Source organism: Streptomyces polyasparticus, assembly GCF_014493765.1.
Lineage (GTDB): Bacteria > Actinomycetota > Actinomycetes > Streptomycetales > Streptomycetaceae > Streptomyces > Streptomyces polyasparticus.
Map to the genome: position 1 here is coordinate 36162 of NZ_JACTVJ010000036.1, position 24833 is coordinate 60994.

Genomic DNA, 24833 nt, shown 5'->3' on the forward strand with positions numbered 1-24833 from the left:
AGCCCACCGATTGCCCCAGCCCGACACCCCGCCCCACGCCGTTTCCCAGCTCGTCGCCCAGCGCATCGAGGCGCTGTACGGACAGCCGCTCGCTGAGCTCGAAGCCATCGCCGAAGCGAGTTCCGAGACCACGCTGCTCGCCGCCCTGACCGGCACCCACAGCGACTTGGCCCTCGCCGAACGCAACATCGCCTTCCAACTTCAGCGACTGCGTGAACTCACCGCCCCTGACCGGGAGATCGGCCCCTTCGCCGCCGGTCACATCCTCGACTGCGCCCGACGCATCGCCGAGTCCGTCGCCACCCGCGACGCCTACGCCAAGAGCACCAGCGCGGTCCTGGGCGGCCTGCGCCGGGTGTCCGCCCCGGACACCCACCCGCCAGCCGCGCCGCTACCGGCCACACCGACGGCGACCACCTCCCGCACCCGCTGATCCACCTGTACCGCTTGAGGAGCCCCTTCTTGGCCACCACCGCGCCGTCGCACGCCACACCGAACGATCTCTTGGGCGTCACCAAGACCCTGGACCTGCTCGCTCCGCGCTGGAGCGTGTGGGTGTTGATGACCGTCTCCTCGAAGCCGCTGCGCTACGCCGAGTTCAAGCCGAGGCTGCCGTGGCTGGCGGACGGCCAGCTCCACCCCCGGCTGCGTCACCTCACCAACGCCGGCGTCATCGAGCGCACGGAGTACGCCCCGCGCCACGTCACCTACGGCCTCACCAGCCGCGGCTCGGCGCTGCTGCCTGTCCTGTCGGTGATCGCCTCCTGGGGCGACACGTATCTGGAGAAGGAGCTGGTCGCCAACAAGCACACCGGAGCGATGGAGCCCGAGCGGATCGCGCCGGCCCAGAACATCGACGACGCCGTGGCGCTGCTCGCGCCGCGGCACGCCCCCCCGATCCTGTTCGCCCTGCAGACCCGGGGAACGGCGACCGCTAAGACGCTGGCGGCCGAGGCCATGCCCGGCTACGGGCTGACCGCCGTCTACAAGCCGCTGGAACGCCTGGTCGCCGACGGCCTCGTCACCGCCGGCGGAACCGGCGGCTACCAGCTGACCGCGAGCGGCCGGGCGCTCGCCCCCGTCTTCGAGGCGATCTCCGCCTGGGCCACCGCCCCTGCCCCCGAGGCCGATTCCCGTCGGACTCCGGGGCCGGGCGCCGCCCCGTCGCAGAACCGTTCCGGCCCGTGGGCCACCACCCCGACTCGCCTTCCTGCGCCTGCGGTTCCGGCTGCACCGGCGCCGCGTCCCGCACTGACCACCACGGCCCCGGACGGTCCGGCCTGGAAGTCCGGCGACCTCTTCTCCCACCAGATACCCGCCCGCCCGATCTCCGCGGCAGGAGGCCCGCGCCGATGACCCCCTCCCTGCCCCAGGCCCTCCTGCACGAACGGCGCGTAATCCGGACGCTGACCCTGCCGGCCCTGATCCGTCTGGTCACCGAGATTGACGACAACGGCCCCATCAGCCACCAGAAGGGCAGCCTGCAGGGCGCCTTCGGTGACCTCACCGCCGGGCAGCTGCGCTATGCCATCGATGTCGCCCGCGACCTGGACTTCGTCCACGCTGACGAGCAGGCCCCCGACCGCTACCGGCTCACCGTGAGTGGCGAGGCCCTGGCCGAGGTGTACGACGCCGCGGCCCGCTGGGCGCGTGCCCGTCAGTTCCCCGACACCAGCAGCGACTTCGTCACCCGCGTCCAGCACACCCTCCAGTTGTCCAGTCGCGGCCCGCAGGCGATTGGCTCGAGCCTGGAGACGTCGGCACCGCACCAGGTCCTGGCCGAGTTTCTGCAGGCGTACCCCCGCGTCCTGCAACACGCCGACGCCCGCTGCGTGCAGCAGCCGGCGGAAGCGGGGCGCGCTGCGTGAGATCCCGTGTCGGACCGCGGCATGCCCGCCGCCCGGTCCCCACCGTGCTGCGCGGCATCTACCTGCCGCGCAGCACGGACGCCGCCGCGTTCGCCATGGCCACCTACGGCATCCCGCTGCTGGTGCTGGCCACCACCAACTCCGCAGCCCTGACCGGCCTCGCCTTCGCGCTGGAATGGATTCCAAGGCTGGGTGCGTTCGCGTTCGCCGGTGCCCTGGTCGACCGCCATGGCACCACCGCGGTGCTCCGCTACGCCTCCGTGGCCCGCGCCCTGGTCGTCCTAGCCGCCGCAGTCCTCCTGCCCCGTCAGGAGGCGGGCCTCGGGGCGACCGTCACCGTCATGGTGCTCGCCGCGTCCACCGGCATCCTCACCGAGTGCTCGTACATCGCGGCCGAGACCGCGGGCGGCGTCGCCAGCCGCGAGGCCGGCGCCCGCGCCCACCGGGTCCAGTCGGTGCTCCTCGGCATCGACCAGGTCGCCACCCTGGCCGGCCCGGCGCTGGCCGGCCTCCTGCTCCAGTGGACCGGCGCGACCGGCATGCTGACGGTGATCGCCGTCTTCTCCCTGCTCACCAGCGTCCTCGCACCGCGCCAGAACCGTCGACCGCAGCCCGCCGTGGCGCAGCCGGTCGGCAAGGGGCTGAGCACCGGATGGTCGACCCTGCGGGCCCTGCCGGCGCTCGGCTGGCTCGTAGCCGGACTGACCGTGTCCAACCTGGCCATCGGCCTACTGCAGGCCGCCGCCCCGGTGATCATCGTCAAGCAGCTCGGATACTCCACGGCCGACGTCGGATTCATCTGGTCGGTGGCCGCGGTCGCCACCCTCGGCGCGGTCGCCCTGTGCCGTCGAGCGATTGACCGTCTCGGCCTGTGGCCGGTCGGCGTCGTCTCCGCCACGATCGCCGCCACTGCGTGCCTGGCCGTCTCCTTCGCCGACACCTACCACGCCTATCTCGCCTTGATCGCCGTCCTCATGGCCGGCGAGGGCGGCATGACCGTCGTGCTGCGCACCCTGCGCTCCCGCCTCATCCCCGCGGACGTGTTCGGCGCCACCCTCTCCCTGACGATCTTGCTGCTGTTGCTGCCCTTCCCACTGGCCGGCGTCCTCGTCGCCGCCGTGCCGCCCGCCCAGCTCGGCCACGTCATCACGCTCTGCGCCGTACTCCAGGCCGCGGGCCTGTTCACCGCCTTCGCCCGGCTGCGCGCCACACCCGCCCTGCGTACCTCCTTCGCCTGACCGCCTCCCTGCACACCTCACGGAGCCCCGCCATGCCCACGTCCCACGCCCCGGCCGACCAGATGCTTCTGCCGATATCCCGACCGTCGTTGCGCGCAGGATCGCGGCCCACCCTGATGGACCGGTTCCTGGCCTTCGACGCCGAGCACCCGTACGTCTACCGCACGTTGGAACGCCGCACCGCCGACCGGCTCGCCGCCGGAGCCACCCGGGTCGGGCTGAAGGCGCTGTTCGAGGACCTGCGCTGGCAGCTGCCCCCAGGCGTGCGCGGCCTGAACAACAACTTCACCGCCCTGTACGCGCGAAAGCTGATCGCAGACCACCCCCACTGGGCGTCCGCCTTCGAGCTGCGCCGCCGCCGCACCCCCTGACCCGCGCCGCCTGTCTCAACTCCTATTGTCCTGTCACCGTTTGGAGCCTTGTTGTCCTCTCGTCCCGTCGTCCTGGTCGTCGCAGCCGCCGACATGGAGGCGCGCGCGTATCGGGCGTATTGCCTTGAAAACGTCCGTGCCCACTACGACGTCGTCCTGATCTCCGGTGCCGAGCCGACCTGGGAGAAAGAGTTCGTCGTCGACTACGCCGTCGCCGACCCCACCGACCAAGCGGCACTGGCCGCGGCCGGGCACGCGCTCGCCGAGCGGTACGAGCTGGCCGGTGTGCTGACGTGGACCGAGTGGTACCTCGTGCCCGTCGCCCGTCTCGCCCGGCAGCTCGGCTTGCCCACGACGAGTCCAGAAGCCCTCCAGGGCTGCCGCAACAAGCACACCTGCCGCACGCTGTTCGCCCGCCACGGGGTGCCCTCCGCCATCTCCGTGAGCGTGCGCACCGAGCGGGAGGCGGCCGACGCCGCAGCACTGATCGGCTATCCCGTCGTCCTCAAACCCGCCGCGCACGCCGCGAGCATGGGCGTCATCCGAGTCGACACCGCCAGCGAACTCTCCTCCGCGTACGCCTTCGCCGCGCAGACCGCCGGCCACGGCGTGGAGAGCACCCAGGTCCTGGTCGAGGAGTACCTCGACGGGGACGAGGTGAGCGTCGAGTGCGTCACCTTCCAGGGGCAGACCACCGTGGTCGCCGTCACCCGCAAGACCGTCGGGATGCCGCCCTTCTTCGAGGAACTGGCGCACGTGGTCGACGCGAACGACCCGCTGCTCGCGACCGTGGCGCCGGTCGCCGTAGCGGCCCTCGACGCCGTCGGCGTCACCGACGGCGTCAGCCACGTCGAGATCCGCATCGTGGATGGCCGCCCGCGCCTAATCGAGGTCAACGCACGCATCGCCGGCGACATGATCGGACACCTCGTCCACCTCGCGACCGGCGTCGACCTGGCTCGCGCCGCCGCCGATATTGCCTGTGGAGTGTTGCCCGACCTCACCCCAACACGCAGTCGGGCGGCGGCGATCCGGCTGATCTACCCGGCGTACTCGGGCACCCTCACCGAGCGCCGCCTGGACGCCGAGTTCACTGACCACGCCGACTGGCTCGAGCGCGTCACCTTCCACCGCGACGCCGGCGACCGGCTCGTGCTGCCGCCGGACGGTGACATGTTCAGCGCCCGCATCGGCTACCTGATCACCACCGGACCCAGCGCCAAGGTTGCGCAGGCCCGCTCCACCGAGGCGTACCGGCACCTCGCCGTCCAGGTCACCCCCGTCTAGACCGCCGCTGACTGACCAGACGCCCTTCGTCCGAGAGAAGCTCTTTGGCCCTGCACGCCCAGCAGTTCTTCGATGATGTCCTCGAACTGCCTTTCCACCAGTACGCCGTCGTCGGCGAGGCCCTGTACGCCGCCCCGCAGCCGACCTCGCCCCTGCGGCTGCGGATCGACTTCGCCCCGACCATCCGCCACGGCGAGTACGACGGACTGCGCCTGCGCGTCGTCCACCCCGACCAGGGCGTGCTCGACACCGCGATCCTCCGCTTCGCCGACCACGGCACCTTCGAGCGCCGCGACCGGGCCCGCGACCTCGTGCCCGGCCGCGACGGCTACGCCGTCATCCGCGACTGGCACGCCCACGGCAGCCAGCCGCCGTGGCACGGCGCGGACGGCACCGGGCTGCGCACCGCGATCGAGCAGTACGCCCACCTCTGGATCCCGGCATCTACCGCGCCCCGTCCGGCAGTCCGCCCTGTCGCCCAGCCCGCAGCCACCACCGGGGCCTCGCTCCGTAGCCGCTGACCCCCACCTCGTCACGGAGTTCCGCATGTCCCCGCCTCGCTGGTTCCCCTCCCACCATCGACCACCGCCGCCGACGACCACGGTCCCCGACCCATCTCCGCCGTCGGGCCCGAACGGGTTCTGGATCACCGACCCGGACTTCCGCGACCGGCTGCGCAGCGCGACGCTGACCCTCCTCGACATCGTCGAGGACTGCCTCAACGACGACGTCCCGCTCACCGAGATCCTCGACGGCGCCCGCGACCATGCGGAGCACATGCTCGGCGTCCCCAGCACCTACGGCGTCCTCGTCGAAGCCGAAGCCGCCGCGCAGATCGTCCAGACCGCCGGCCTGGACGCCGGATCGCCCTTCGGCCTGGCCATCGCCCAGGGGCTGGCCGGCATCGCCCAGCTGCCCTTCGAGCAGCAACAGCAACTCGTCCGAGCCGCCGCCCGTCGCTACGCGATCACCGCACCATCCCGATCGGCAACTGGACCGCCCGCTGCACCCCCACGCCCGGCGCCGGGCCGCACCCGTTGAACAACGACCCGCTTGCCCGCCTTGCCCATTACCGCCCGTATCCCTTGGAGAGTTTCTTCTTGCGCATCCGTTCCGCTCGCACCCTCCCGGCCGCTGTTGCCGTTGCTGCCACGGTGACCGGTTCCCTGTCCTGGGCGCCGACCGCCTCGGCTCAGAGCACCGGTCCCACCCCGTCCGCATCCACGTCCTCGACTCCGCGTAACGCGACCGAGCCGGAGACCGGCGGTGTGGTCATCCTGAAGAAGGATCCCGGCGGCGACGTGCTCGCCGGCGCGGCCTTCGCCCTCTTCGACTCCGCGGGCAAGGAAGCCGCCAACGGCAAGACCGACGCCCAGGGCAAGCTCGCCTTCAAGGGCCTCGCACCGGGCGTCTACCGCCTCAAGGAGGTCTCCAGCGGTAGCAACCTGCACGACACGGTCGACGACCAGGACGTCATCGTCACGCCTGGCACGGACACGCCGCTCACGATCGTCGACCCGTTCAAGGACGCCTCGGTCCTGCTGAAGGCCAAGGACGACAAGACCGGCAAGCTGCTGGCCGGATCCACCGTCAACATCGGCAGCGGCGACAAGACCCTCCTAACCCTGACCACCGGCTCCGACGGCACGGCCACCGGCAAGCTGCCCGTTAACTCCCGTACGGGCACCGACTTCTGGGTCAGGCAGGTGAAGGCACCTGCCGGCTACGACCTTTACAAGCCCTCGAAGGAGTTCAAGGCCAAGCCGGGCGATCCGGTGACGGTCACCACGACCAACGCCAAGACGGCGACCACCCCGCCGCCGACGGAGAAGCCGACCGACAAGCCCACCGAGAAGCCGAGCGACAAGCCCTCCCCGGGCAACCCCGGCAAGGACGAGGACACTCCGGCCCCGTCCGACTCGGCCACCCCCACCTCTGACGAGACCGCGTCGAGCACTGCGGCGCCCGCCCCCGAGGGTTCGCTCGCCCACACCGGCGCCGATGCCACTCCATGGCTGCTCGGCGGTGCTGGCCTCCTGATCGCCGCCGGCGGAGGGGCCCTGGCCGTAGCCCGCCGACGCCGTACGGGCAACGACGCCACCGACGAGAACTAACCACCCACAACACCGCGAAGGCCCCCGGAATCCGATTCCGGGGGCCTTCGCGCGCATGCGGTGCCGGCTAGGCGGCCGGTTCGACAATCAGGTCTGGCACGTTGAGGTAGTCGGTGGGTTCGCGTACCTGGATCGGCATGGTGAGCCCGAGTAGTGGCGCCACGTCCGCGAGTCGTGCGTAGACGATCTTGTAGGTGTGCAGTCGGTGGAACCAGGCCGCCGACATCTGGATGTCGCGCCAGGGCCCCTCCAGCGCCTCGATCGCCCAGTACGCGCCGGAGGCTACTTCCTTGGCCCGCTCGGCGTCGGCCGTGAACAGCGCCTCCCACTGCGCGATGTACGGGGTGCCGTCCGGCGCCGGCCACTGTTCAGTGCCCGGGACGACGTCCCAGCGGAGCCAGTCGCGGAGCACGTTCTGGACGCTCTGAAGGCCGAGGTCGCCGATGGGGACGCGCCACACGGCCGTCGCCAGGCGGATCGCCTCGGCGATGGCGAGGGTGAGGTCATCGGGGTTGTTCACCCTCGGGCCGAATCGGTTCGGGCCGTGCCACATCGGGGGCGGATCGTGCGGGTCTACCTCCGGTAGCGCCTCCAGCCAGGACACAATCGCCTCGGCCCAGGGCATGCACTCGGTCAGCGGGTGCTCGCCGCCGTGGCCGCCTGCGTACCGCTCCGTGTGCTCGCGCACGCATGTAGCCAAGTCCACCGGCACGTTTGCCTCCTAAAGATCACCGGCACGACCCCCGCCCTGACCTGACAGAACGGGGGCCCGGCGATCCTCGCGGGCTACGGGGGGTGAAACCTGCGAGGAATCTGGCCGGAGCCTATCCAGGCTCCATGCGGCCACACCTCGGCGATCCAAGGAGATGGCCGGATCTCGATGGCCTTCCGGATGGAGGGCCGGCCGAGGCGTGACGGCTCACGGCTGCTCTCCTGTGGCCTCGGCGCGGGCAAGCTCCTTGAGCGCAACGCGGGCTGCGGGCGTGCCTGCCGCGCTTCGCCAGAAGACGTGACCAGCGATCCGTTGCGAAAGCTGCAGCAGGCGGCGACGCTGTTCGGCCGCCCCGCCGTTGTCTTCATTCGCCAGCCGTCTGTACGTGACGTACCAGGCGGTCTGCGTTTCCACGAGGTCTGAGGGGAAGGGATGCCGAGTCATTCCACTATTAGAAACCCTGTTCGATTTCGAGCCAAGTCCTCGGACGCCGGGCGTGGCGCATGCCGGTCGGGTGCTCTGGGCAGCGGCTTACTGTGGAGGGGCAACGATCTCTCCTGGGAGCACAACGAGTGACAGCGTCAATGGAGCGGCTCTGCGACTGGGTCGTCAACAAGGACAAGGTCTGGGTCCACGGCGACCGGATCACCGACGGCCACGTCGCCCTGGACATGCGCCTCACCCCGGGGCTCGACCCCGGCGAGGTTGCCCGGGACGGGCAGTGGGTCCTCCGCAAGGCGCAGCCCTCACGCTGGGTTTCCGAACAGCACCCCGACCTCTCCGATGTCATCCCGGCGGCAGCCGACGGCGCGGACTGGAGCGAGATCACCTGGTCGGCCTGGGTGACCCGCGGTCTGCGGATCGGCGCGTTGCTCGGCGGCGCGGTGGCCGTAGACCACGAGTGGCTCGCCCGGCTACAGCCCGGCTATCGGATCGAGGGGTCTCCCGGACACCGGTTCCTGCGGATTGTGACCAAGAAGGCCGAGCCGTCGCTGCTGACGGGCGGCGCTGCGCACCGGACGGTGGTCGGCGTCGTCATGCCCGCGTCGATCGAGGGTTCGGTTGCCGTCCTGGAAGCCATCGTGCAGGACCTCAACGTCTAGGTTGACCAGGTGAGCACGCGGTCCCAGCTTCCAGGCGATCCCTCAGACCTGCACCTGCGCATCACCTATGACGACGACCTCTGGGACACCCCCCAGGCGGACACGCTGGAGCGATGGAACGTGGCCGTCCTCCACCGCCGGCGTGTGCACGACGCAGACCAGGAGCCAACGACCACGAGCAGTTGCACCACCGCGGAGTGCTCCTCGTGCACGGTCGAGGACGCCGCCGTGGGGTCGATGACGTTCTACCGGATCCACCTCGACCGAGGTCGGAACGCCTACTGGGCCATGGAGGAGGAGTCGGAGGAGCTGTACGAGACCGCCCAGGTCCTCCTCGATCCCGAGACGGGCTCGTTCACCAGCGAGGTCAGTGAGCTGCTGGAGTACGTCGGCTCCGCGCTGCTCGTCATGGACCGGGTCACGCTGGACCCTGCGTGGCGTGGACACGGACTCGCCGCCTACTCGGCAGCGAGGTGATCCATCGGCTCATGCCCGGCTGCCGGGCAGTTGCCTGCTCGCCCGGCGTTACCGACCTCAGCAGTCGACGGCTGACGGACCAGGCCGAGTGGGACCGCGTGAACGCCAAGATCGCCCAGGGGTGGGAGAGCCTCGGGTTCCGCCTCTACCGGGACAACGTCTATCTGCTCTCTCCGGCCTCGCAGGATCTGGAGGCGCAGCGCGGGGCGCTTCGAGGACGGCTCGCGGACCTCGGTGCCTCCTGGCGGACCGGGGCGTCATGAGGAAGGTCGCCGCCGCGAGGCGCTCCAGGGAAAGCTCCAGCCTCGGCGGCCGGCCGGTGCCTTGGCCTGGTCTGGTGGCGCCTTCGGCGGCGGGGCGATCCTGTCGGGCTCCAGGCCGATCTTGTCCGGGTGGACGCAGGCGGGCACGGTCTCGTCGTGGGTGTAGCGGTGCCCGTTCTCCGGATGGAACGGGCACTCCCAGGACGGCCTGTTGTAGACCAGGAACTGTGCGCGTGGGTACCGGGTGGCTGGGCAGATCCCGCAGACGGGGCGGCTCGGGTCCTCGCGGTCCGGATCGATATACGGCGGTCCGGCAGGTTCCGGGATCTGCATAACAGCCAGAGAGTAGCGGGCCCGTCTCGCCGAGTAGCCCGCGCCGAGGCCGATGGGCGCGCGAGGGTGGCAGTTGTCCTTTGACAATGAACTTAGTCGCGTGCGCGGCGCTGACCTGGGGCGACTGGATTGGATGTCAGCGGAAGGCCAATCCATTGGCGTCCAGAGGGGCCTATCCGGCCCTGCTCGTACCGGGGCTCGCTTGCGATCAGGCTCAGCTCGGCGTCACCAAGGGCCGAACGAGGCCCTGGCGATCAGGCCCAGCCCGACGATGAGTACGAGGGTTGAGGTTGCAAGGGGGCCAAGTCGGGCGAGTGTGTGCCAACCGGCCCAGCGGGGCTTCGTGGTGCGGGTGTGCGCTTTGATGCGGTCGCGGAGGCGTACGAGGAGGAGGCCGGCCGCGGTGAGTGTGGCGGCCATGCCGAGTCCGTATCCGATCACCAGGAGTACGCCGAAGGCGGTTCTGCCCAGCGCCACGGCTCCGAGGAGGACGACCAGGGCCGAGGGGCTGGGGACCAGGCCGCCGGCGATGCCCACTCCGATGGTCCCCGCACGGTGCCTGTGCGGTTGGCGGGGTGGGCTCGGTCGGGGAGACGGAAACGGGGACGGGGCGAGTGCCGGTGGTAGTACGGCGATGCTTCGCTTTTGGCGGGTGCGCGAGGCTGGTTGACGGCTTTGCGGGATCGTGGTGTCGGGAGTTGCGGAGATCGGATGGTGGCTATGGGCGTGTCCGTGGTGGGTGTGGCCCGGGCCATCGTGCGAGTGGCCGTGATGGTGGTGGTGCTGGTGTGTGGGGCGCCGCAGGACCGCGGAGTGTAGGAGCCACACGCCGATGCCCGTGACGAGCAGGCCGCTGGCAAGGCCGAGCCAGGCGAGCACGGTTTCACCGGCGAGCGTCGTGGCCAGGGGAAGAGCCAATCCGAGGAGCAGGACGCCTGCCGTGTGAGTGATGGTGACAGTGGCGCCAACCGTGAGGGCGTCCCGGGGAGTTCCCCTTCGTCCTGCGAGGTAGGCGGCCATGATGGTCTTGCCGTGACCGGGCATGAGGGCGTGGGAGGCGCCGAGGACGAGGGAAAGGAGCAGTGCCAGGAGTCCGACGGAGAAGGTGAGTTCGCGGCTTCCGACTGCGGAGTTGAAGGTGCTGGAGATTTCGTCCAGGAGAGGGCTGAACCAGCCCGTTCCGGGGGCCGGAGCAGAGGCTTGCCCTGGTGTGGTGCTCGGGCCCGGTTGGGTGTGGAGGGTTGCGGTGCGCTGGTCCAGTGGGGTGGCCAACGGGTCTTGTGGGTAGCTGCGCAGTTCGTCCGTGGGCGAGGCGGCGGGTACGTCGGACCGGGAGAGCGAGATCCCCAGTCCGCGGGCTGTGAGTTCATGCCAGCCGAGACGTCGTGTGTCGTATGTGGTGCGGACGTTCATCTGCGCGGGCTCATTCAGCCGTGCGGGGCTGGTGAGGGTGCAGGTCAGCCTGCTGGTGGGCAGTCCGGCTTCGCCGGGCAGGTACTGGAATCGGGTGGCGGTGGTCCGCCAGGTGACGGGAACCCCTCCCCGGTCCACGCGCAGTTGAGTGGCGAGCACCGCGCATGCGGCGCGGGCGTGGGCTCTGCGTTCGCCTGTCGTGACGTCGCCGTCGTGATCGGTGTCCACCAGGGTCTGCTCCTGGGCGGCGGCGATTTCGGCGTGGTCGGTGATGATGACGGCGTCGATACGGTCGGGGCGCAGGGTCAGACCGGTGTGGTGGTTGACCGTGAAGTTTCCCAGTGGGTGGGCCTCGGCGGCAGGTGCGCCGGGCAGGGACAGCGCAAGGAACGCCAGGGTTCCGACGGGCAGAGTACGGCGGAGCGTCAGGTTCATCGGTTGCTGTCGATTCGGCTGAGTGCGGTGCGGGCCGCGGGCCCGTGCAACGGATGGAACCGGGCGTCGATCCCAAGAGCTCGCCTGAGGTCCGCGCGGGCGCCGGGTAGGTTGCCCAGCGAGCGGTGGATCATCGCTCGGTGATAGTGGAAGAGGGCACTGCGTGTACCGAGGGCGAGTGCTTCATCTGCGTGGTGCAACGCTTCGCTGTCCTTGCCCGCCTGGTGCAGGGCCCAGGCGCAAGCGTCGTGGACAGCGAGGAAGGGCCGGGACGTGAGCGTCGTGCGGCATTGGGCGACGGCTCGGGCGGGCCGCCCGTGGTCGGCCTCGAACAGGATGTCGTCCACGTCGGGTGGGGAGCCGCCGGCACGTAGGAGGCGTTGCTGAGCTCGCAGCAACGCGTACTGTGTTTGCGCCTGCTCCCGGTGTCCGAGCGCCTCCTGGAGTTCACCGAGGCCGATGAGGAAGTGCGGCAGCGGGACGATCGCGATGGCCGCGGTGTAGTCGGCGACCGCGCCATCGGTGTCGCCGAGTGCGGCTCGCGCTCGGGCGCGGGCCTCCAGTAGACCCGGGTCGCGGGGCGCAACGCGCAGTCCTTCCTCGGCTTCACGCAGCGCACGGCGATGGTCGCCCGAGTCCTGTGCCAGCGAGGCGAGATGCGTCCGTGCGAAAACCGTCTCCGCGTCACCGGCGCCCTCGCGCAATGACCGGTTCATCAGTGCACGGGCCCGGGGTGCATCGCCGCGCAGTTCCCACGCGTAGGAGGCCCTGGCCAAGGACGAGGCGTCCGGGCGCAGGTCGCTCATGCGCTGGACGGCGGCGAACGCCTCCTCGTATCGGCCCAGTTGTGTGTAGGCATCAGCGAGCACCCCGTGCGCGGGAGCGCTGTATGCGTTGCTGGTGACCGCTGCGCGGGCCCAGGTCAGCGCCCGGGGAAAGTCATGACGCGCCGCGGCCAGGGCGCCCATGCCGGTCTCGGCCGTGTAGTTGCCGTGCGGCTGCAGGGCCAACGACTTGCGCAGCGCGTCTTCCGCAGCGGCGTAGTTCGCGGGATCCGCGGAGACACGGGCCCGCTCCACGTGGGCCATGCCCAGACGGGCCCAGGCCGAGGGGTCACGTGGGAGTTCACGTGCCCGTTCACGCAGGGCTTCGAGGGAACCGGAACCGCCAGGGCCCTCCGTGCGCGAAGGCGCAGCGAAGTCGTCCGGCAGGCCAGGGGCGCCGAGCGGATCCAGCACCACAGCTCCGGCTGTGAACAGAGCGGCAGCCAGAGCGAGGACCGCCGCCGCATTGCGGAGGCGGACGCCCGCACGGGGACGGCGCACAAGGCTGGGTCGGTTCAACACGGGCCTCCGAGAAGAGGGTTGCGGGCCGGCACCCGGGCGGGCAGATCCACAGATCTGCCCGCCCGAAGAGCGGATTCGGCTAGGCCGGATGGCTGCGTCAGGCGACGGGGCGGCGCCGGTACTTGCTGAGGCCGCCGGCACCGAGCATCGCGACACCCGCTGCCCCGAGCGCAACGCTGCTGGAAGCTTGCAGTTCCGCCGAAGAACGCTCGACTACGCCGGCCGCTCGAGCGCCGTCACCATCGCCACCGTGCGGCAGCGCCAGGTAGGGGAAGCTGCTGCTGAACTCGGCGTCGTTGGCATCGACCTCGTCGCCGTCCTCCAGTGCCTCGACGAGCTCGCCGGTCTGGGCCGCGCCCATCACGGCCTGCAGCGAGATGTCGATGACATCGTCGCCAAGGCGCCGGCCGTTGGGGAACCCGCCCAGGTCGCCGGCGAGTACACCGAGGCGCTCCGGGTCCTCGGCGGGCGGAACCGCCATGTTCAGGCGCAGCTCCTCGGCCGGCACGATCTGGCGCGGCAGCGCGTCCTTGTTCAGCCGGTGGGCGTTGAGATCGGCCTTGACCGGGCCGCACGCCTTGCAGACACCGGTCAGGTAGATCTCAGCGATGTCGTTGCGCGGGGCCTTGGGGGCGGGCACTCCATACACCTTGTTGACCAGTTTGGGCAGGATCGGGTCGTAGACCTTGTCGACGACTGGCTTGACCGTGCGGTCCTGGTCGGGCGAGATGGTGTTGAAGGCGTCCTTGTACTTCAGCGGTACGACGACTTCGTTGACCAGCGGGTTGCCGAGCCGGGAGACCTGGCGCCAGCCGGCCCCCTGCTTGGCGCGGCTGTCGGTCACGCCGGCTCCGCGTCGTTCGGTGGTTGACCAGACACCGATAACCGGATTGCGTGCTGCGTCGCCCTTGAGGGCCAGCTGCTTCTTGGGAACCTGCAGGGCAACGGAGTTGACGTTGTAGCCGGCGAGGGTGTCCTTGCCGCGCTTGCTCAGATCGCCGCCGTACAGGAGGTCGAAGATCCGCAGGTCGCCGAAGAACGGGTCCTCGGCCTGCCCGGCGAACGCCTGGCCGCCGCCCGGCACGGACCGTACGGCCTGGTTGCGCAGCGAGGCGTAGTCGGGCATGGACGCCTGCCCGGTGCGGGAGGGAGCCGCGGGCGCGCCGCGCAGCAGGGTGCGGGTGCCGCGGGCGTCAGTGACGGTGAGGTCGTACACCTGGCGGAAGTTGAGGTTGGGGTCCTTCAGCGAGCGGACCGGCCCGGTGTTGTAGAGGAACTGGCCGTCCGCGTCTTTGATCTGGTTGCGGAAGCGCCAGGTGTAGGTGACGTCGGCCTTTCCGTCACCGGTGTTGTCGATCTTGATGTGGTAGCGGGCGTCGTCGGCGAAGGCGTAGAAGTTCGGGCCGCCGTCGGGCTCCTGGAACGGGATCCAGTTGGCGACGAGGGTCACGGTGTCGGCGCGGTCGGGGCTGGTGAAGGCGTAGACGTCGGTGTTGTCCGCTCGGGGGTCACCGGCGATCAGGGGTGCCTCGCGGTGGCTCGAGGCCACACTGGTGGCGGGCGCGAGCGCCAGGGCCGCGAGTCCGGTGGCCAGTGCGCCGGCCCCGAGGGTGAGCAGAGCGTGCTCGACGGTGCGGCGGGAGCGGGGCCGCGCTGCAGGGAGCTTCAAGGGGGAGATCCTCTCGAACCGTGAACTCGCGTCAGGGCAGCACAACTTCGGCCGTGCTGCGGCTGCGGAGAGTTCAACGAGTGGGGTGATCGACCCAGCGGGCGGGACACGAGCGTGTCCGGGCGGCTTCCACGAGGGCATGGGAACCCTCGCCGGTCGGAATTGCACCGCGCATCGAATGCGCAGGCCGCAGCAAACCACGTAAACCGTCTCGCGCTGCGCAACCGGAGCGTACGGACCTGCTTCGCGCCCTCGCCGTTCCCATGGAAACCCCAGGTCATCGCCGTAATGATCGCCGACGTGGACGCCGGGGCCGACACGGGAACAGAGAGTGCAGGCTGAGCCAGTCGGGCGATCAGCTCTCGGTGATGGCGGCGATGCGGCCTTTCAATGTCTGCGCCGACTGGAACGTGACGCCCATCCATGAGACGTGCTTCCAGCGCAGGGTGCCGTCGGCGGCGATCAGGAACACCGACCGCCGTAAGCCGAGTCCGGGCCGTGTGATGCCGAACATGCGAGCCACCACGAGGTCGGCGTCCGAGAGCAGCGGCATCCGCAGGTCGTGCCGCCGGGCGAACCTCTCATGTCTGCGCATGCCCTGCGGGCTGATCGCCCAGACCTCCGCGCCCAGGTCGTTGAGTCCGTCCAACGCGTGGGAGTAGGAGCACAACTGCCTGGTGCACACCGGTGTGCCGTCCCCCGGGTAGAAGGCCAGGACGATCGGACGCCCCCGCTGCGAGCACAACTCATAGTCGCGTCGTAGGAAGTGGCCGTCGGTCAGTCGACCACCCGGAAGGGAGAAGTCGGGCACATGCTCGCCGAGTTGGGGGGACCTGGCCACGGGCAGCTCCAGTCAGGATCACAGAGGAGAAAGCGGCACGGAGGGAGCGCGGGAAACCCGCGCAGTCGGGCGATCGAGTGCCCCTCGTCATTCGGAGCCGGCGCAGAGAAGGATTGGTTGTCTGGGCCGCTGCTGCAGGGAATCGTCGCTGCCGACCCATCCGTACCGGCCCTGTCTCCGAATAACGTGCGGTGTCCCCGCGCCGGGGAGACCGGACCGGACAGGGAGTACGCGTGCTCGTATGGGATGACGACCCCCACACCTCGCTGGTGGTGCGCCGCCGCGCACCCGGCCCCGCGGCGGCGGTGCTCCTGCTGCACGGAGGGCGCGAGTACGGGACGGCCGTGCCCCCGCCCTGGAATCTCCCCAGTCTTCGGATGCGGCCTTTCGCGTCGGCCATCGGACGGGCCACCTGGGGAGGCGACGTGGCCGTGGGGCGGGTGCGCTACCGCTGCAGAGGCTGGAACGGCGTCTGCGAGGACCCCGTACGCGATGCCCGGCAGGCACTGGACACCCTGGTGCAGCGCTTCGGCGACGTGCCAACGGTCCTGGTGGGGCACTCCATGGGAGGCCGGGCCGCATTGAGGGCGGGCGGGCACCGTTTGGTACGCGGGGTCGTGGGGCTCGCGCCGTGGTGTCCGCCGGACGAGCCGGTGGAGCAGCTTGCGGGGCGTCGCGTGGTCCTCCTGCACGGTGACCGGGACTGCATGACCGACCCGGACGCCTCGGCGGAGTTGGCGGTGCGGGCGGATACGGCAGGGGCCGACGTGAGCATGGTCCTGCTCCGTGGCACCGGTCATGCGATGCTGCGCCGCGCGACTATGTGGCACGAGCTGACGGCCGGTGCGGTGAGTGCGCTGCTCGGACTCGGCCCGGAGCCCGCCGTGATGGTGCGGGCCGACGGCTTCGACGGCTGCCACGTACGCGAGTGCTGAGCAAGGGGCGGCACGGCCGTTCGGGGGCTATCTCAACGGGTTTCCCGGGTGGACCAATCCAAGGTCGTATTCGTTCCGAATCACCCGTGAAACGGCGATCACCCAATGGTGTCTGGCTCCTGTCCGGGGCTGCACGTGACGAGGAAGGCCCCAGATGTTCCACGAGGCAGCCGCATGAGGCCGGCGGAAAACGCTCACCCGACTCCGCAGCCCGGGACGGGCCCCGATCTCGATGCCCGCCTGACAGAGGTGGCCCGAGGCGATCAGGAAGCCTTCACCGCCCTGTACGACGCGGTGAGCGGGCCGGTGCTCGGGCTGGTGCGCAGCGTGCTGCGGGACCCGGCGCAGTCCGAGGAAGTGATGCAGGAGGTCCTGGTGGAAGTGTGGCGCACCGCCGCCCGGTTCCGGCCCGAGAAAGGAAGCGCGATGACCTGGGTGATGACACTGGCCCACCGTCGCGCCATCGACCGCGTGCGCTCCGCACAGGCAGCCGCCGAGCGCGAGCACAAGGCGGCGCTCCTGGACCAGGTCCCCGCGTACGACGAGGTGAGCGAGCAGGTCGAGACCCGCCTGGAACAGCAGCGGGTACGCCGATGTATGAGCGCCCTCACCACTTTGCAGCGCGAGGCGGTGACCCTCGCCTACTACCGGGGCCTGACCTATCGCGAGGTCGCCCAGCTCCTGACATTGCCGCTGGGCACCGTCAAAACCCGCCTACGCGACGGCCTGATCCGGCTGCGCGACTGCCTGGGGGTGACCGTATGACCACCGCCGACCTGCACACCGCCACCGGCGCCTATGTCCTGCACGCACTGCTGCCCGCCGAACGGGCCGAGTTCGAACGGCACTTGGCCGCCTGCGACTCCTGCACTCAGGAAGTACGGGAGCTCGCCGCCACCGCGGAGCGCCTCGGCCTCGCCGTGGCCACCGCGCCACCTGCGCACATGAGGGAGCAGGTGCTCCGGCAGATCGCCACGGTCCGCCAGGAGCCGCCGCAGACCTCGGCGCGCGGCCGGGCGGGCCGGTGGACCCGGGCCCTTCCGCGGATGGCGCTCGCCGCGTGCCTCGCCGCGGCCGTGGCATTCGGCGGGGTGGCCGTATGGCAGTACCAGTCGGCCCAGGACGCGCGGGACCAGGCACGCCGGACCCAGCAGCAGGCCGCCGAACTGGCCGCCGTCCTCGCCGCGCCCGACGCACGGACCAGCACCGGCAAGCTCACCGACGAGGCGACCGGCACCGTTGTGGTGTCCCGGTCCATGGACCGGGCCGCTCTGCTCACCTCGAAGCTGCCCGGACTGCCGGACGGCAAGGTCTACCAGCTGTGGTTCGACGACGGCGGGCAGATGCGCTCGGCCGGACTGCTGAGCACCCCGGACACCAGCAGCGCGACCCTGCTCGACGGCCCTGTCGGCAACGCCTCCGGGATGGGCGTCACCGTCGAGCCGGCAGGCGGATCCGACCAGCCCACGACGGCCCCCCTGGGCCTGATGTCCTTCCCCGCCTAGGAGCACGACCCGGCATGAGCGTTTCCCTCTGCCTGTTCACCGCCGATCTGCGGCTGCACGACAACCCGGTGCTCGCCGCCGCCGTACGCGACAGCGAGCAGGTCGTTCCGCTGTTCGTCGTGGACGACGGCGTGCGCGCGGCAGGATTCGACGTCCCCAACCGCAGGGCCTTCCTCGCCGACTGCCTGGCCGATCTCGATGCGGGACTGCGACAGCGCGGTGGACGGCTTGTGGTGCGCTGCGGTCCCGTGGTCCGCGAGGTGTGCGCGCTGGCCGCCGAGACGGGCGCGCAGCAGGTGCATGTGGCGGCGGGGTCGAGTGCGTACGCGCGCCGCCGCGAGGAGCGGCTGGCCGCGGCCCTCACGGCCCAGGGCTGCGACCTGCGGGTCCACGAAGCCGTGGCCACGGTGGTGGCCCCGGGAGCCCATGTCCCGCAGGACGGCGACCACTTCGCTGTGTTCACCCCGTACTTTCGGCGGTGGCAAGGCGCCGCGATCCGCGGCCTGGCGCCCGTTCCCCGGCGGATCGACGTCCCTGCGGGCGTCGCCTCGGCCCCGCTCCCCGAACGTACGGCGGTGGCGGGGGTCTCTCCGGGTCTGGGCAACGGCGGCGAGCGGGAGGCGCGCAGCCGCCTGGCGGCCTGGCTGCCCGACGGACTGATTCACTATGCCGATCACCAGGCCGAGCTCGCGGCGGACGCCACCTCGCGGCTTTCGGCGCATCTGCACTTCGGGTCGCTGTCCGCCACCGAACTCGTGCACCGGGCCCGCGCGATGGACGGCGCGGGCGCGGACGCGTTCGTACGGCAGCTGGCCTGGCGGGACTTCCATCACCAGGTGCTCGCCGCCCGCCCCCGGTCGGCGAGTGTTGACTACCGGCCGCGGCAGGACCGCTGGCGACGCGCGGAACGGGAGGTGCAGGCATGGCGGGACGGCCGCACCGGCTATCCGGTGATCGACGCCGCGATGCGTCAGCTCCGTTACGAGGGCTGGCTGCCGGGCCGGGCGCGGCTGCTGGCCGCGAGCTTTCTGACCAAGACCCTCTACCTGGACTGGCGCACCGGTGCCCGGCACTTCCTCGATCTGCTGGTCGACGGGGATGTGGCCAACAACCAGCTCAACTGGCAGTGGGCGGCCGGCACCGGGACCGACACCCGCCCCAATCGGGTCCTCAACCCGGTCGTCCAGGCCAAGCGCCACGACCCTCACGGGGCCTATGTCCGGCGATGGGTTCCGGAGCTGTCCGCTCTGGACGGGCCCGCGATCCACGAGCCGTGGAAGCTCCCCGCCCCTGAGCGGGCCCGCTTCGACTACCCGCACCCGCTCGTCCAACTGGCTGACGGGCTGCGGCGCTTCCAGCGGGCCCGCTCGCGCGGGTGACTACGCAGGGCTGCCGGCCCGCTCGCCTTCAGTTGCTCCTGTACCGGATAGCGCCTCAGAGGCGCCGGCGCGGAGGCCGGGGGAGAAACCCGCTGGTGCGTCGCCGGTAGGCCGCATAGCCGGGCCGGTCGGCCATATGCCGCTCAAGGAGCGCCTTGCCGCTGTCGCGAGTCAGCAGCAGGCTCATCACCACCGGCCCGACCACCGTCGCCGCCGCGGCGGCCGGGGCGTCGCACACGATGAGGAAGAGTCCCCACCAGACGCAGAAGTCGCCGAAGTAGTTGGGGTGCCGGGTCCAGGACCACAGGCCGCGGTCCATGATGTGGCCCCGGTTGCCTGGATCGGCCTTGAACCTGGCGAGTTGATGGTCGCCGACGGCCTCGAAGAGCAGACCGGTAAGCCACAGCAGCACACCCGCGAGCGCGACGGGCCCCATCGGCCCGGTGACGTACCCGGCGGCCTGCACTGGCAGTGACACCAGCCAGACCAGTGCGGCCTGCAGCAGATAGACCATGCGCAACGCGTACGCGGCCCGGCTGCCCGGCGCCTTGGCCAGCAGGCGCTCGTAGCGCGGATCCTCGCCGTGCCCGCGTCCGCGCCATGCGATGTGCGCCGCGAGCCGCAGCCCCCACACGCAGGTCAGTACGGTGACCAGCAGCCGCCGACCGTCGTCGCCGTGCCCCGCGGACAGCACGTACGAGGTCAGCGCGACCGCCGAGAAGGCCACACCCCAGGCGATGTCGACGACCCGGTGTCTGCCGGTCCGCAGCCCGATCACGAAGGTGACGAGCAGCACCGCCAGGGCAACGGCCGCTGTGGCGGCGAGGTGGCCGGTGAAGGCATTCCAGGCGAATCTGTTCATGCCCGGCCTCCGTACCAGCTTGCGGGCGTGGCCGGCATTCCGGAACCGCCTCGGTGGTCGGGGCGCACCGCCAGGATCTGGTCGACTCCCATGCGCCGGGCCTCGAACGCGAGCGCGCCGCCCACGAGATACAGCCGCCACACCCTCGCGGTCGGCTCACCGGCCAGAGCGACGAATTCCTCCCAACGCTCCTCGAGGGTGCGGTGCCAGGCGGCGACGGTGCGGACGTAGTGCTCCCGCAGCGATTCCACCGAGCGCACCTCCAGGCCGGCACCTTCGAGGAGTCCGAGGGTTTCGCCGACCGGGCGCATGTGCATGTCGGGGGCGATGTACGACTCGATGAACGCGCCGCCGCCGGGTGCCTTGGTGCCCCGGGACATCTGTTGGACGAGGAGGCGCCCGCGGGGCCGGAGCATCCGCCGCAGCAGGCGCGCGAAGTCGTGGTACTCCTCGTCCCCGACGTGCTCGCCCATCTCGATGGTGCTGACCGCGTCGAATGCCCCGCCCTCGATGTCGCGCCAGTGCCGCAGTTCCACCTGCACCAGAGCGTCCAGACCGCGTGCGCGGATCTGCTCGCGCACATGGTCGCGCTGGCGTGCGGAGAGGGTCACGGCGGTCACCTGGACCTGGTACCGCTCGGCCGCGTACAGCGTCAGCGCCCCCCAGCCGCAGCCGACGTCAAGCAGCCGTGCCCCGGGTCGCAGTCCCAGCTTGCGGCAGATCAGTTCGAGCTTGTCGCGCTGGGCGTCGGCGAGGGAGTAGGAGGGGTCTTCGCTCGTCCAGTACGCGCAGGAGTACGCCATCGACGCGTCGAGGAGCAGGGCGTAGAAGTCGTTGGACAGGTCGTAGTGATGGCTGATCGCGGCCTTGTCGCGGGCGGTGCTGTGCCGGTCCCCGCGCAGCCGTGCCCGGCTCGCGCCCGGCGCCGGCGGGCGCGGGCCGAGCGCCCCGAGACGGGCGAGCGCGAGCGCGGCCCCGGGCACCTGACGCAGCCGCGGGCGGGGTGCTGCGACGGGACTGCCCCACAGGGCCCGCAGCCCGTCCGCGAGATCGCCCTCGATGTCGAGGTCGCCGCTGATGTACGCCTCCGCCAGGCCGAGTTCACCCGGCTGCCACAGCAGCCGGCGCAGCGCGCGGCGCGAGCGCAGCGCCACGACGGGCGCGTCGGCCGGGCCGCTGAGCGATCCGTCCCAGGCCCGCAGCCGCACCGGCGACGGGCCCCCGAGAACGTTCTCAAGGAGGACGGTGATCCGGTCCGCGGCGGTGGTCATCGGGGAACTCCGATCTGAGCGGAGAGCGCCGCCTTGGGCGGGGCGGTCAGCAGGAACTGGTGCAGGTCGAGATAGCGGGAGCGGAACCCGGCCTCGGAGTAGGCGAGGTAGAAGGTCCACATCCGCCGGAAAGTGGAGTCGAAGCCCAACGTGTCCACGTGTGCGGCCTGTTGGGTGAAGCGCTGGCGCCACAGCCGCAGGGTCTCGGCATAGTGCGAGCCGTACCCCTCGCACGACGCGACGCGCAGCGAGGTGTGCGCCGCCACGGTCTCCTCGATGGCTTGCACGGACGGGATCAGGCCGCCGGGGAAGATGTACTTCTGGATCCAGGTGTGGGTGCCTGCCGAGGCGAGCATGCGCTCGTGCGGCATGGTGATGGCCTGCAGGGCGACCCGTCCGCGGGGAGTGAGCCGGGCTTCCAAGGTCCGGAAGTAGACGGGCCAGTACTCCGCGCCGACCGCCTCGATCATCTCGACGCTGACGATCGCGTCGTAGCGGCCGGTGACCTGACGGTAGTCGCAGAGTTCGATGTGGACGCGGTCGTCGTATCCGGCGGCCCGTACTCGTTCGCGGGCGAGCGACTGCTGCTCGGCGGAGAGCGTCACCGAATGCACGACGGCGCCGCGGGCGGCGGCCCGGATCGCCAACTCCCCCCAGCCGGTGCCGATTTCGAGGATCTTCACGCCCGGCCCGACGCCGCACAGGTCGAGCAGCCGGTCGATCTTGCGGTGCTGGGCGGTCGGCAGCTCGTCCCACGTGGCCGGGTGGTCGTCGAACAGTGCGGAGGAATAGCTGAGGGTCTCGTCCAGGAACCGCCCGAACAGGTCGTTCGACAGGTCGTAGTGCCGGTGGATGTTCGCCCGCGCGCCGACCAGCGTGTTGCGCTGTGCTTCCGGCTGACGGGGCGCCCACAGCCCGCGTAGCCGCTGCAGAGGCGCCGGTACGAGTGTGGCCGCGTGTTTCGCCAGGACCGTCAGCACACCCACGAGGTCCTCGGTCTCCCACTCCTGGGCCATGTAGGACTCGCCGAAGCCGATCAGCCCGCCGACCGCGATCCGGCGCATGAACGCGTCCGTGTCGCGCACGATGAGCAAAGGGCCACCCCTGCCCAACTGTCTCTGCCTGCCCGACCGTCCGGCCCTGTCGAGCTGTTCGCCCGCGCCCGACCGTCCGCTCCCGGCCAGCACCACCCGCAGCGGCAGCCGGTCCAGTGCGCGCCCGACGAGTGCTGCCGCGACGGCCCGTCGTGCCGACGAGCACTGCGGCACGGCTGCCACATCGGGCCAGCGCTCACGGTCGAGGGCGGGAGGTTCGAAGGCGTACGTGGTCACTGCATTCCTCTCTGCGGGGTGTGCGGGGGGCGGGGCTGGACGGGCAGTCCGCGCAGCCACAGCCGGATGCCGTGCCGGCGGATGGCGGCGCTCACGGCGAGGGTCGGCCAGGGGTGGCGCGCGAGCGCAGACAGCAGGGTTCGGTACGTCACCGGTATGCGCTCACCCCGTACGGTCGCGGTGAACGGGCGGGCGCCGGCCCGCTCCAGGTGCACGGTGACCCTGAGGTGTTGGTCCGGCGCGGGCAGCCGCATCCGGTAGTCCCCGTCGACGGGGAAGAACGGGGAGACGTAGAACTCCTTGGCCACGCCGTACTCCGCGGTCGGGCCGGCGCCGGTGTCGCCGTCCGGGTGCAGCAGATAGGAGTGCCGTTCGCCGTAGGTGTTGTGCACCTCGGCCACAACACAGCGCAGCTCGCCGTTCGGGCCGTAACACCAGAACAGCGTCAGCGGGTTGAAGACGTGCCCCAGGACCCGGGCGTGGCCCAGCATCAGGACCTGCCCGCCCGCGAGGTCGACTCCTTCGGCGGCCAGGAAGGTTTCGAGGCCGGCCCGGATGCTGCCCGCCCGACCGGCGAAGTGGTCGCGCCCGTCGAACCGTGCCAGCGGCCGGAGCGGGCGAGGCAGCACCGGGAGCCGGTCGAGGTCGACCAGCCACAGGTACGTGCGGTGCTTGAGGGTGTACCGCCGGGGCTCGGTGCGGACATGGGTGATCACGCTCGGATACAGGGCGGCTGCGGAGCACTTCACCACGTCACCCCCAGGGCTGCGGCTGCCTCGACACCCGAGCGGCAGCCGTCCTCGTGGAATCCCCAGCCGTGGTACGCGCCGGCGAAAGCGGTGACCGGCCCGCTCAGCGAAGGCAGTCGGCGCTGCGCCGCCACCGACTCCGGGGTGTACTGGGGGTGTTCGTAGACCATCCGCGCGAGCACCCGGTCGGCCGGGACCTGCCCCTCGTCGCCCAGGGTCACGACGTACGTCTGAGGGGCGTCGAGGCGCTGCAGCCGGTTCATGTCGTAGCTGACCCGCACCCGGTCGGCGCCGGCCCCGCAGTCCGGCATCAGGTAGTTCCACGCGGCCCGGGCCCCCGAACTGCGCGGCAGGACCGAGGTGTCCGTGTGGAGGAGGGTCGGGTTGCGGGAGTAGCGGAAGGCGCCCAGGATCCGGGTCTCCGCGTCGGTCGGGTCGGCCAGGATCCGAAGTGCCTGGTCCGGGTGGGTGGCGATGACCACGGAGTCGTACGGGGTGACCGTGCCGTCCTCGGTCGTCACCTCGGCCCCCGCGGGGCCGCGGCGTACCGCCCGGATCGGCGTGGACGTGCGGACGGCGGGAAGCTGTTTGCCGATGCGCGCCACGTACGCCTGTGAACCTCCGGTGACGGTGCGCCAGGTGGGCGAGCCGGTGACCGAGAGCATGCCGTGGTGATCGAGGAACCGGAACAGATACCGGGCCGGGTAACGCAGAGCCGTGTACGGCGGGCACGACCAGACGGCGGAGACCACCGGGGTCATGAAGTGCTGTACGAAGTACGCGGAAAAACGCTGGCCGGCCAGGAACTCGCCCAACGGCGTCTCGCTGCGGGTCCGGTCGGCGAGCAACTCACGTGCCGCGGTGTGGAAGCGCGGCACCTCGGTCAGCATCCGCAGATAGGCGGGGCGCAGGGCGTTGCGCGGCCGGGCGATCAGGCCGCGCACGCCGCGGGCGCCCGCGTACTCCAGACCGCAGCCCTCGCACCGCACCGACATGCTCATCTCGGTCTCCTGCGTGGCCACGCCCAACTCTGCGAAGAGGCGCAGGAGATAGGGATAGGTGCGCCGGTTGTGCACGATGAACCCGGAGTCCACCTGGCGCACCCGGCCGTCTGGCGCCACGACATCGTGGGTGTGCGCGTGTCCGCCGAGCCGGTCGTCCGCCTCGTACAGCGTGACGTCATGCGCGGCGCCCAGGATGTACGCGGCCGTCAGGCCCGCGATGCCGCCACCCACCACTGCGGTTCGCCGGCGCCCGCCTGCCGCCATGGAGTCCCGTTGTCTTTGCATGCCGCCCCTTCGCTCGCGTGCGAGGGCCCTTTCGCCCTCGCA

28 protein-coding genes are annotated in these 24833 nt (G+C 70.9%); 16 read left to right on the forward strand and 12 right to left on the reverse strand.

From position 1 onward, the window contains the following. The first annotated feature begins 10 nt into the window (after positions 1-10). From H9Y04_RS42655 to H9Y04_RS42695, 9 genes are all read left to right on the forward strand, one after another. Positions 11-433, forward strand: coding sequence for a hypothetical protein (locus tag H9Y04_RS42655; RefSeq protein WP_187819653.1), 423 nt, complete (start codon positions 11-13; stop codon positions 431-433). A gap of 29 nt (positions 434-462) precedes the next feature. Then, entirely contained in the window at positions 463-1356 is an 894-nt protein-coding gene (locus H9Y04_RS42660; RefSeq protein WP_187819654.1) for a winged helix-turn-helix transcriptional regulator, read from the forward strand. Beyond that, entirely contained in the window at positions 1353-1868 is a 516-nt protein-coding gene (locus tag H9Y04_RS42665) for a hypothetical protein (protein ID WP_187819655.1), read from the forward strand. The genes H9Y04_RS42660 and H9Y04_RS42665 overlap by 4 nt, the downstream gene beginning before the upstream one ends. After that, complete coding sequence (locus H9Y04_RS42670) at positions 1865-3106, forward strand: MFS transporter (protein ID WP_187819656.1); 1242 nt, start codon at positions 1865-1867, stop codon at positions 3104-3106. Before H9Y04_RS42665 ends, H9Y04_RS42670 begins: the two co-directional genes overlap by 4 nt. A gap of 32 nt (positions 3107-3138) precedes the next feature. Beyond that, positions 3139-3477 (forward strand): hypothetical protein, encoded by a 339-nt coding sequence (locus tag H9Y04_RS42675; RefSeq protein WP_236072134.1) that lies wholly within the window; start codon positions 3139-3141, stop codon positions 3475-3477. Positions 3478-3570: 93 nt separating this feature from the next. Then, positions 3571-4764: an ATP-grasp domain-containing protein gene (locus H9Y04_RS42680; protein ID WP_187819694.1), complete on the forward strand. Its 1194-nt coding sequence runs from the start codon at positions 3571-3573 to the stop codon at positions 4762-4764. 44 nt (positions 4765-4808) lie between these two features. Next, positions 4809-5285 (forward strand): hypothetical protein, encoded by a 477-nt coding sequence (locus H9Y04_RS42685; protein ID WP_187819657.1) that lies wholly within the window; start codon positions 4809-4811, stop codon positions 5283-5285. Positions 5286-5310: 25 nt separating this feature from the next. Beyond that, positions 5311-5805: a hypothetical protein gene (locus tag H9Y04_RS42690; protein WP_187819658.1), complete on the forward strand. Its 495-nt coding sequence runs from the start codon at positions 5311-5313 to the stop codon at positions 5803-5805. A gap of 59 nt (positions 5806-5864) precedes the next feature. Beyond that, positions 5865-6878 (forward strand): MSCRAMM family protein, encoded by a 1014-nt coding sequence (locus H9Y04_RS42695; protein ID WP_187819659.1) that lies wholly within the window; start codon positions 5865-5867, stop codon positions 6876-6878. Positions 6879-6945: 67 nt separating this feature from the next. On the opposite strand, the gene H9Y04_RS42700 is transcribed toward H9Y04_RS42695, so the two are convergent. Further along, positions 6946-7566, reverse strand: coding sequence for a hypothetical protein (locus H9Y04_RS42700; RefSeq protein ID WP_187819660.1), 621 nt, complete (start codon positions 7564-7566; stop codon positions 6946-6948). A 231-nt stretch (positions 7567-7797) separates the two neighbouring features. Further along, a complete protein-coding gene (locus H9Y04_RS42705; protein WP_308802009.1) occupies positions 7798-8004 on the reverse strand; it encodes a DUF8825 domain-containing protein in 207 nt (68 codons plus the stop codon). A gap of 158 nt (positions 8005-8162) precedes the next feature. Between H9Y04_RS42705 and H9Y04_RS42710 the strand changes: the two genes are divergently transcribed. From H9Y04_RS42710 to H9Y04_RS42720, 3 genes are read left to right on the forward strand one after another with little or no spacing between them, the layout of a single operon-like run. Then, a complete protein-coding gene (locus tag H9Y04_RS42710) occupies positions 8163-8693 on the forward strand; it encodes a hypothetical protein (protein ID WP_308802011.1) in 531 nt (176 codons plus the stop codon). A 9-nt stretch (positions 8694-8702) separates the two neighbouring features. Continuing rightward, positions 8703-9170 carry a hypothetical protein gene (locus tag H9Y04_RS42715; protein ID WP_187819662.1) on the forward strand — a complete coding sequence of 156 codons (468 nt, stop codon included), beginning with the start codon at positions 8703-8705 and terminating at the stop codon, positions 9168-9170. A gap of 11 nt (positions 9171-9181) precedes the next feature. Beyond that, positions 9182-9433 carry a hypothetical protein gene (locus H9Y04_RS42720; protein ID WP_187819663.1) on the forward strand — a complete coding sequence of 84 codons (252 nt, stop codon included), beginning with the start codon at positions 9182-9184 and terminating at the stop codon, positions 9431-9433. On the opposite strand, the gene H9Y04_RS42725 is transcribed toward H9Y04_RS42720, so the two are convergent. The 5 genes from H9Y04_RS42725 to H9Y04_RS42745 all read right to left on the reverse strand — a co-directional run bounded on the left by H9Y04_RS42725 (position 9428) and on the right by H9Y04_RS42745 (position 15470). Beyond that, positions 9428-9766, reverse strand: coding sequence for a hypothetical protein (locus H9Y04_RS42725; RefSeq protein ID WP_187819664.1), 339 nt, complete (start codon positions 9764-9766; stop codon positions 9428-9430). The two genes, H9Y04_RS42720 and H9Y04_RS42725, sit on opposite strands and share 6 nt — an antisense overlap. Before the next feature lie 225 nt (positions 9767-9991). Further along, positions 9992-11614: a nickel transporter gene (locus H9Y04_RS42730; protein WP_187819665.1), complete on the reverse strand. Its 1623-nt coding sequence runs from the start codon at positions 11612-11614 to the stop codon at positions 9992-9994. Further along, on the reverse strand, positions 11611-12960 hold the full coding sequence (locus H9Y04_RS42735; protein WP_187819666.1) for a tetratricopeptide repeat protein: 1350 nt from the start codon (positions 12958-12960) through the stop codon (positions 11611-11613). Before H9Y04_RS42735 ends, H9Y04_RS42730 begins: the two co-directional genes overlap by 4 nt. A 97-nt stretch (positions 12961-13057) precedes the next feature. After that, a complete protein-coding gene (locus tag H9Y04_RS42740) occupies positions 13058-14629 on the reverse strand; it encodes a DUF4331 domain-containing protein (protein ID WP_187819667.1) in 1572 nt (523 codons plus the stop codon). Positions 14630-14984: 355 nt separating this feature from the next. Next, positions 14985-15470 (reverse strand): peroxiredoxin, encoded by a 486-nt coding sequence (locus H9Y04_RS42745; protein WP_187819668.1) that lies wholly within the window; start codon positions 15468-15470, stop codon positions 14985-14987. Positions 15471-15703: 233 nt separating this feature from the next. Here H9Y04_RS42745 and H9Y04_RS42750 point away from each other — a divergent pair, with 233 nt between their 5' ends. From H9Y04_RS42750 to H9Y04_RS42765, 4 genes are all read left to right on the forward strand, one after another. Continuing rightward, the gene (locus H9Y04_RS42750) at positions 15704-16405 is read left to right on the forward strand and encodes an alpha/beta hydrolase (RefSeq protein ID WP_308802015.1); all 702 of its coding nucleotides are present in this window, start codon (positions 15704-15706) and stop codon (positions 16403-16405) included. A 174-nt stretch (positions 16406-16579) separates the two neighbouring features. After that, positions 16580-17170: a sigma-70 family RNA polymerase sigma factor gene (locus H9Y04_RS42755; protein WP_187819669.1), complete on the forward strand. Its 591-nt coding sequence runs from the start codon at positions 16580-16582 to the stop codon at positions 17168-17170. After that, entirely contained in the window at positions 17167-17910 is a 744-nt protein-coding gene (locus H9Y04_RS42760) for an anti-sigma factor (RefSeq protein ID WP_187819670.1), read from the forward strand. Before H9Y04_RS42755 ends, H9Y04_RS42760 begins: the two co-directional genes overlap by 4 nt. A gap of 14 nt (positions 17911-17924) precedes the next feature. Beyond that, complete coding sequence (locus H9Y04_RS42765; RefSeq protein ID WP_187819671.1) at positions 17925-19289, forward strand: cryptochrome/photolyase family protein; 1365 nt, start codon at positions 17925-17927, stop codon at positions 19287-19289. Positions 19290-19344: 55 nt separating this feature from the next. Here the strand turns inward: H9Y04_RS42765 and H9Y04_RS42770 are convergent, their stop codons facing one another. The 5 genes from H9Y04_RS42770 to H9Y04_RS42790 are packed head-to-tail and all read right to left on the reverse strand — an operon-like array spanning position 19345 to position 24791. After that, positions 19345-20151, reverse strand: coding sequence for a DUF1295 domain-containing protein (locus H9Y04_RS42770; RefSeq protein ID WP_187819672.1), 807 nt, complete (start codon positions 20149-20151; stop codon positions 19345-19347). After that, entirely contained in the window at positions 20148-21422 is a 1275-nt protein-coding gene (locus tag H9Y04_RS42775) for a class I SAM-dependent methyltransferase (protein ID WP_187819673.1), read from the reverse strand. Before H9Y04_RS42775 ends, H9Y04_RS42770 begins: the two co-directional genes overlap by 4 nt. Further along, positions 21419-22813: a class I SAM-dependent methyltransferase gene (locus H9Y04_RS42780; RefSeq protein WP_438818222.1), complete on the reverse strand. Its 1395-nt coding sequence runs from the start codon at positions 22811-22813 to the stop codon at positions 21419-21421. The genes H9Y04_RS42775 and H9Y04_RS42780 overlap by 4 nt, the downstream gene beginning before the upstream one ends. Continuing rightward, on the reverse strand, positions 22750-23502 hold the full coding sequence (locus tag H9Y04_RS42785) for a DUF1365 domain-containing protein (protein ID WP_187819675.1): 753 nt from the start codon (positions 23500-23502) through the stop codon (positions 22750-22752). The genes H9Y04_RS42780 and H9Y04_RS42785 overlap by 64 nt, the downstream gene beginning before the upstream one ends. Next, entirely contained in the window at positions 23499-24791 is a 1293-nt protein-coding gene (locus H9Y04_RS42790; protein WP_236072136.1) for an NAD(P)/FAD-dependent oxidoreductase, read from the reverse strand. Before H9Y04_RS42790 ends, H9Y04_RS42785 begins: the two co-directional genes overlap by 4 nt. Positions 24792-24833: the final 42 nt, after the last annotated feature.

Coding starts and splice junctions, on each gene's coding strand:
- H9Y04_RS42770 (WP_187819672.1), bottom strand. CDS start 20,151: ATGAACAGATTCGCCTGGAATGCCTTCACCGGCCACCTCGCCGCCACA.
- H9Y04_RS42725 (WP_187819664.1), bottom strand. CDS start 9,766: ATGCAGATCCCGGAACCTGCCGGACCGCCGTATATCGATCCGGACCGC.
- H9Y04_RS42790 (WP_236072136.1), bottom strand. CDS start 24,791: ATGCAAAGACAACGGGACTCCATGGCGGCAGGCGGGCGCCGGCGAACC.
- H9Y04_RS42775 (WP_187819673.1), bottom strand. CDS start 21,422: ATGACCACCGCCGCGGACCGGATCACCGTCCTCCTTGAGAACGTTCTC.
- H9Y04_RS42665 (WP_187819655.1), top strand. CDS start 1,353: ATGACCCCCTCCCTGCCCCAGGCCCTCCTGCACGAACGGCGCGTAATC.
- H9Y04_RS42680 (WP_187819694.1), top strand. CDS start 3,571: ATGGAGGCGCGCGCGTATCGGGCGTATTGCCTTGAAAACGTCCGTGCC.
- H9Y04_RS42675 (WP_236072134.1), top strand. CDS start 3,139: ATGCCCACGTCCCACGCCCCGGCCGACCAGATGCTTCTGCCGATATCC.
- H9Y04_RS42760 (WP_187819670.1), top strand. CDS start 17,167: ATGACCACCGCCGACCTGCACACCGCCACCGGCGCCTATGTCCTGCAC.
- H9Y04_RS42755 (WP_187819669.1), top strand. CDS start 16,580: ATGAGGCCGGCGGAAAACGCTCACCCGACTCCGCAGCCCGGGACGGGC.
- H9Y04_RS42730 (WP_187819665.1), bottom strand. CDS start 11,614: ATGAACCTGACGCTCCGCCGTACTCTGCCCGTCGGAACCCTGGCGTTC.
- H9Y04_RS42720 (WP_187819663.1), top strand. CDS start 9,182: ATGCCCGGCTGCCGGGCAGTTGCCTGCTCGCCCGGCGTTACCGACCTC.
- H9Y04_RS42765 (WP_187819671.1), top strand. CDS start 17,925: ATGAGCGTTTCCCTCTGCCTGTTCACCGCCGATCTGCGGCTGCACGAC.
- H9Y04_RS42690 (WP_187819658.1), top strand. CDS start 5,311: ATGTCCCCGCCTCGCTGGTTCCCCTCCCACCATCGACCACCGCCGCCG.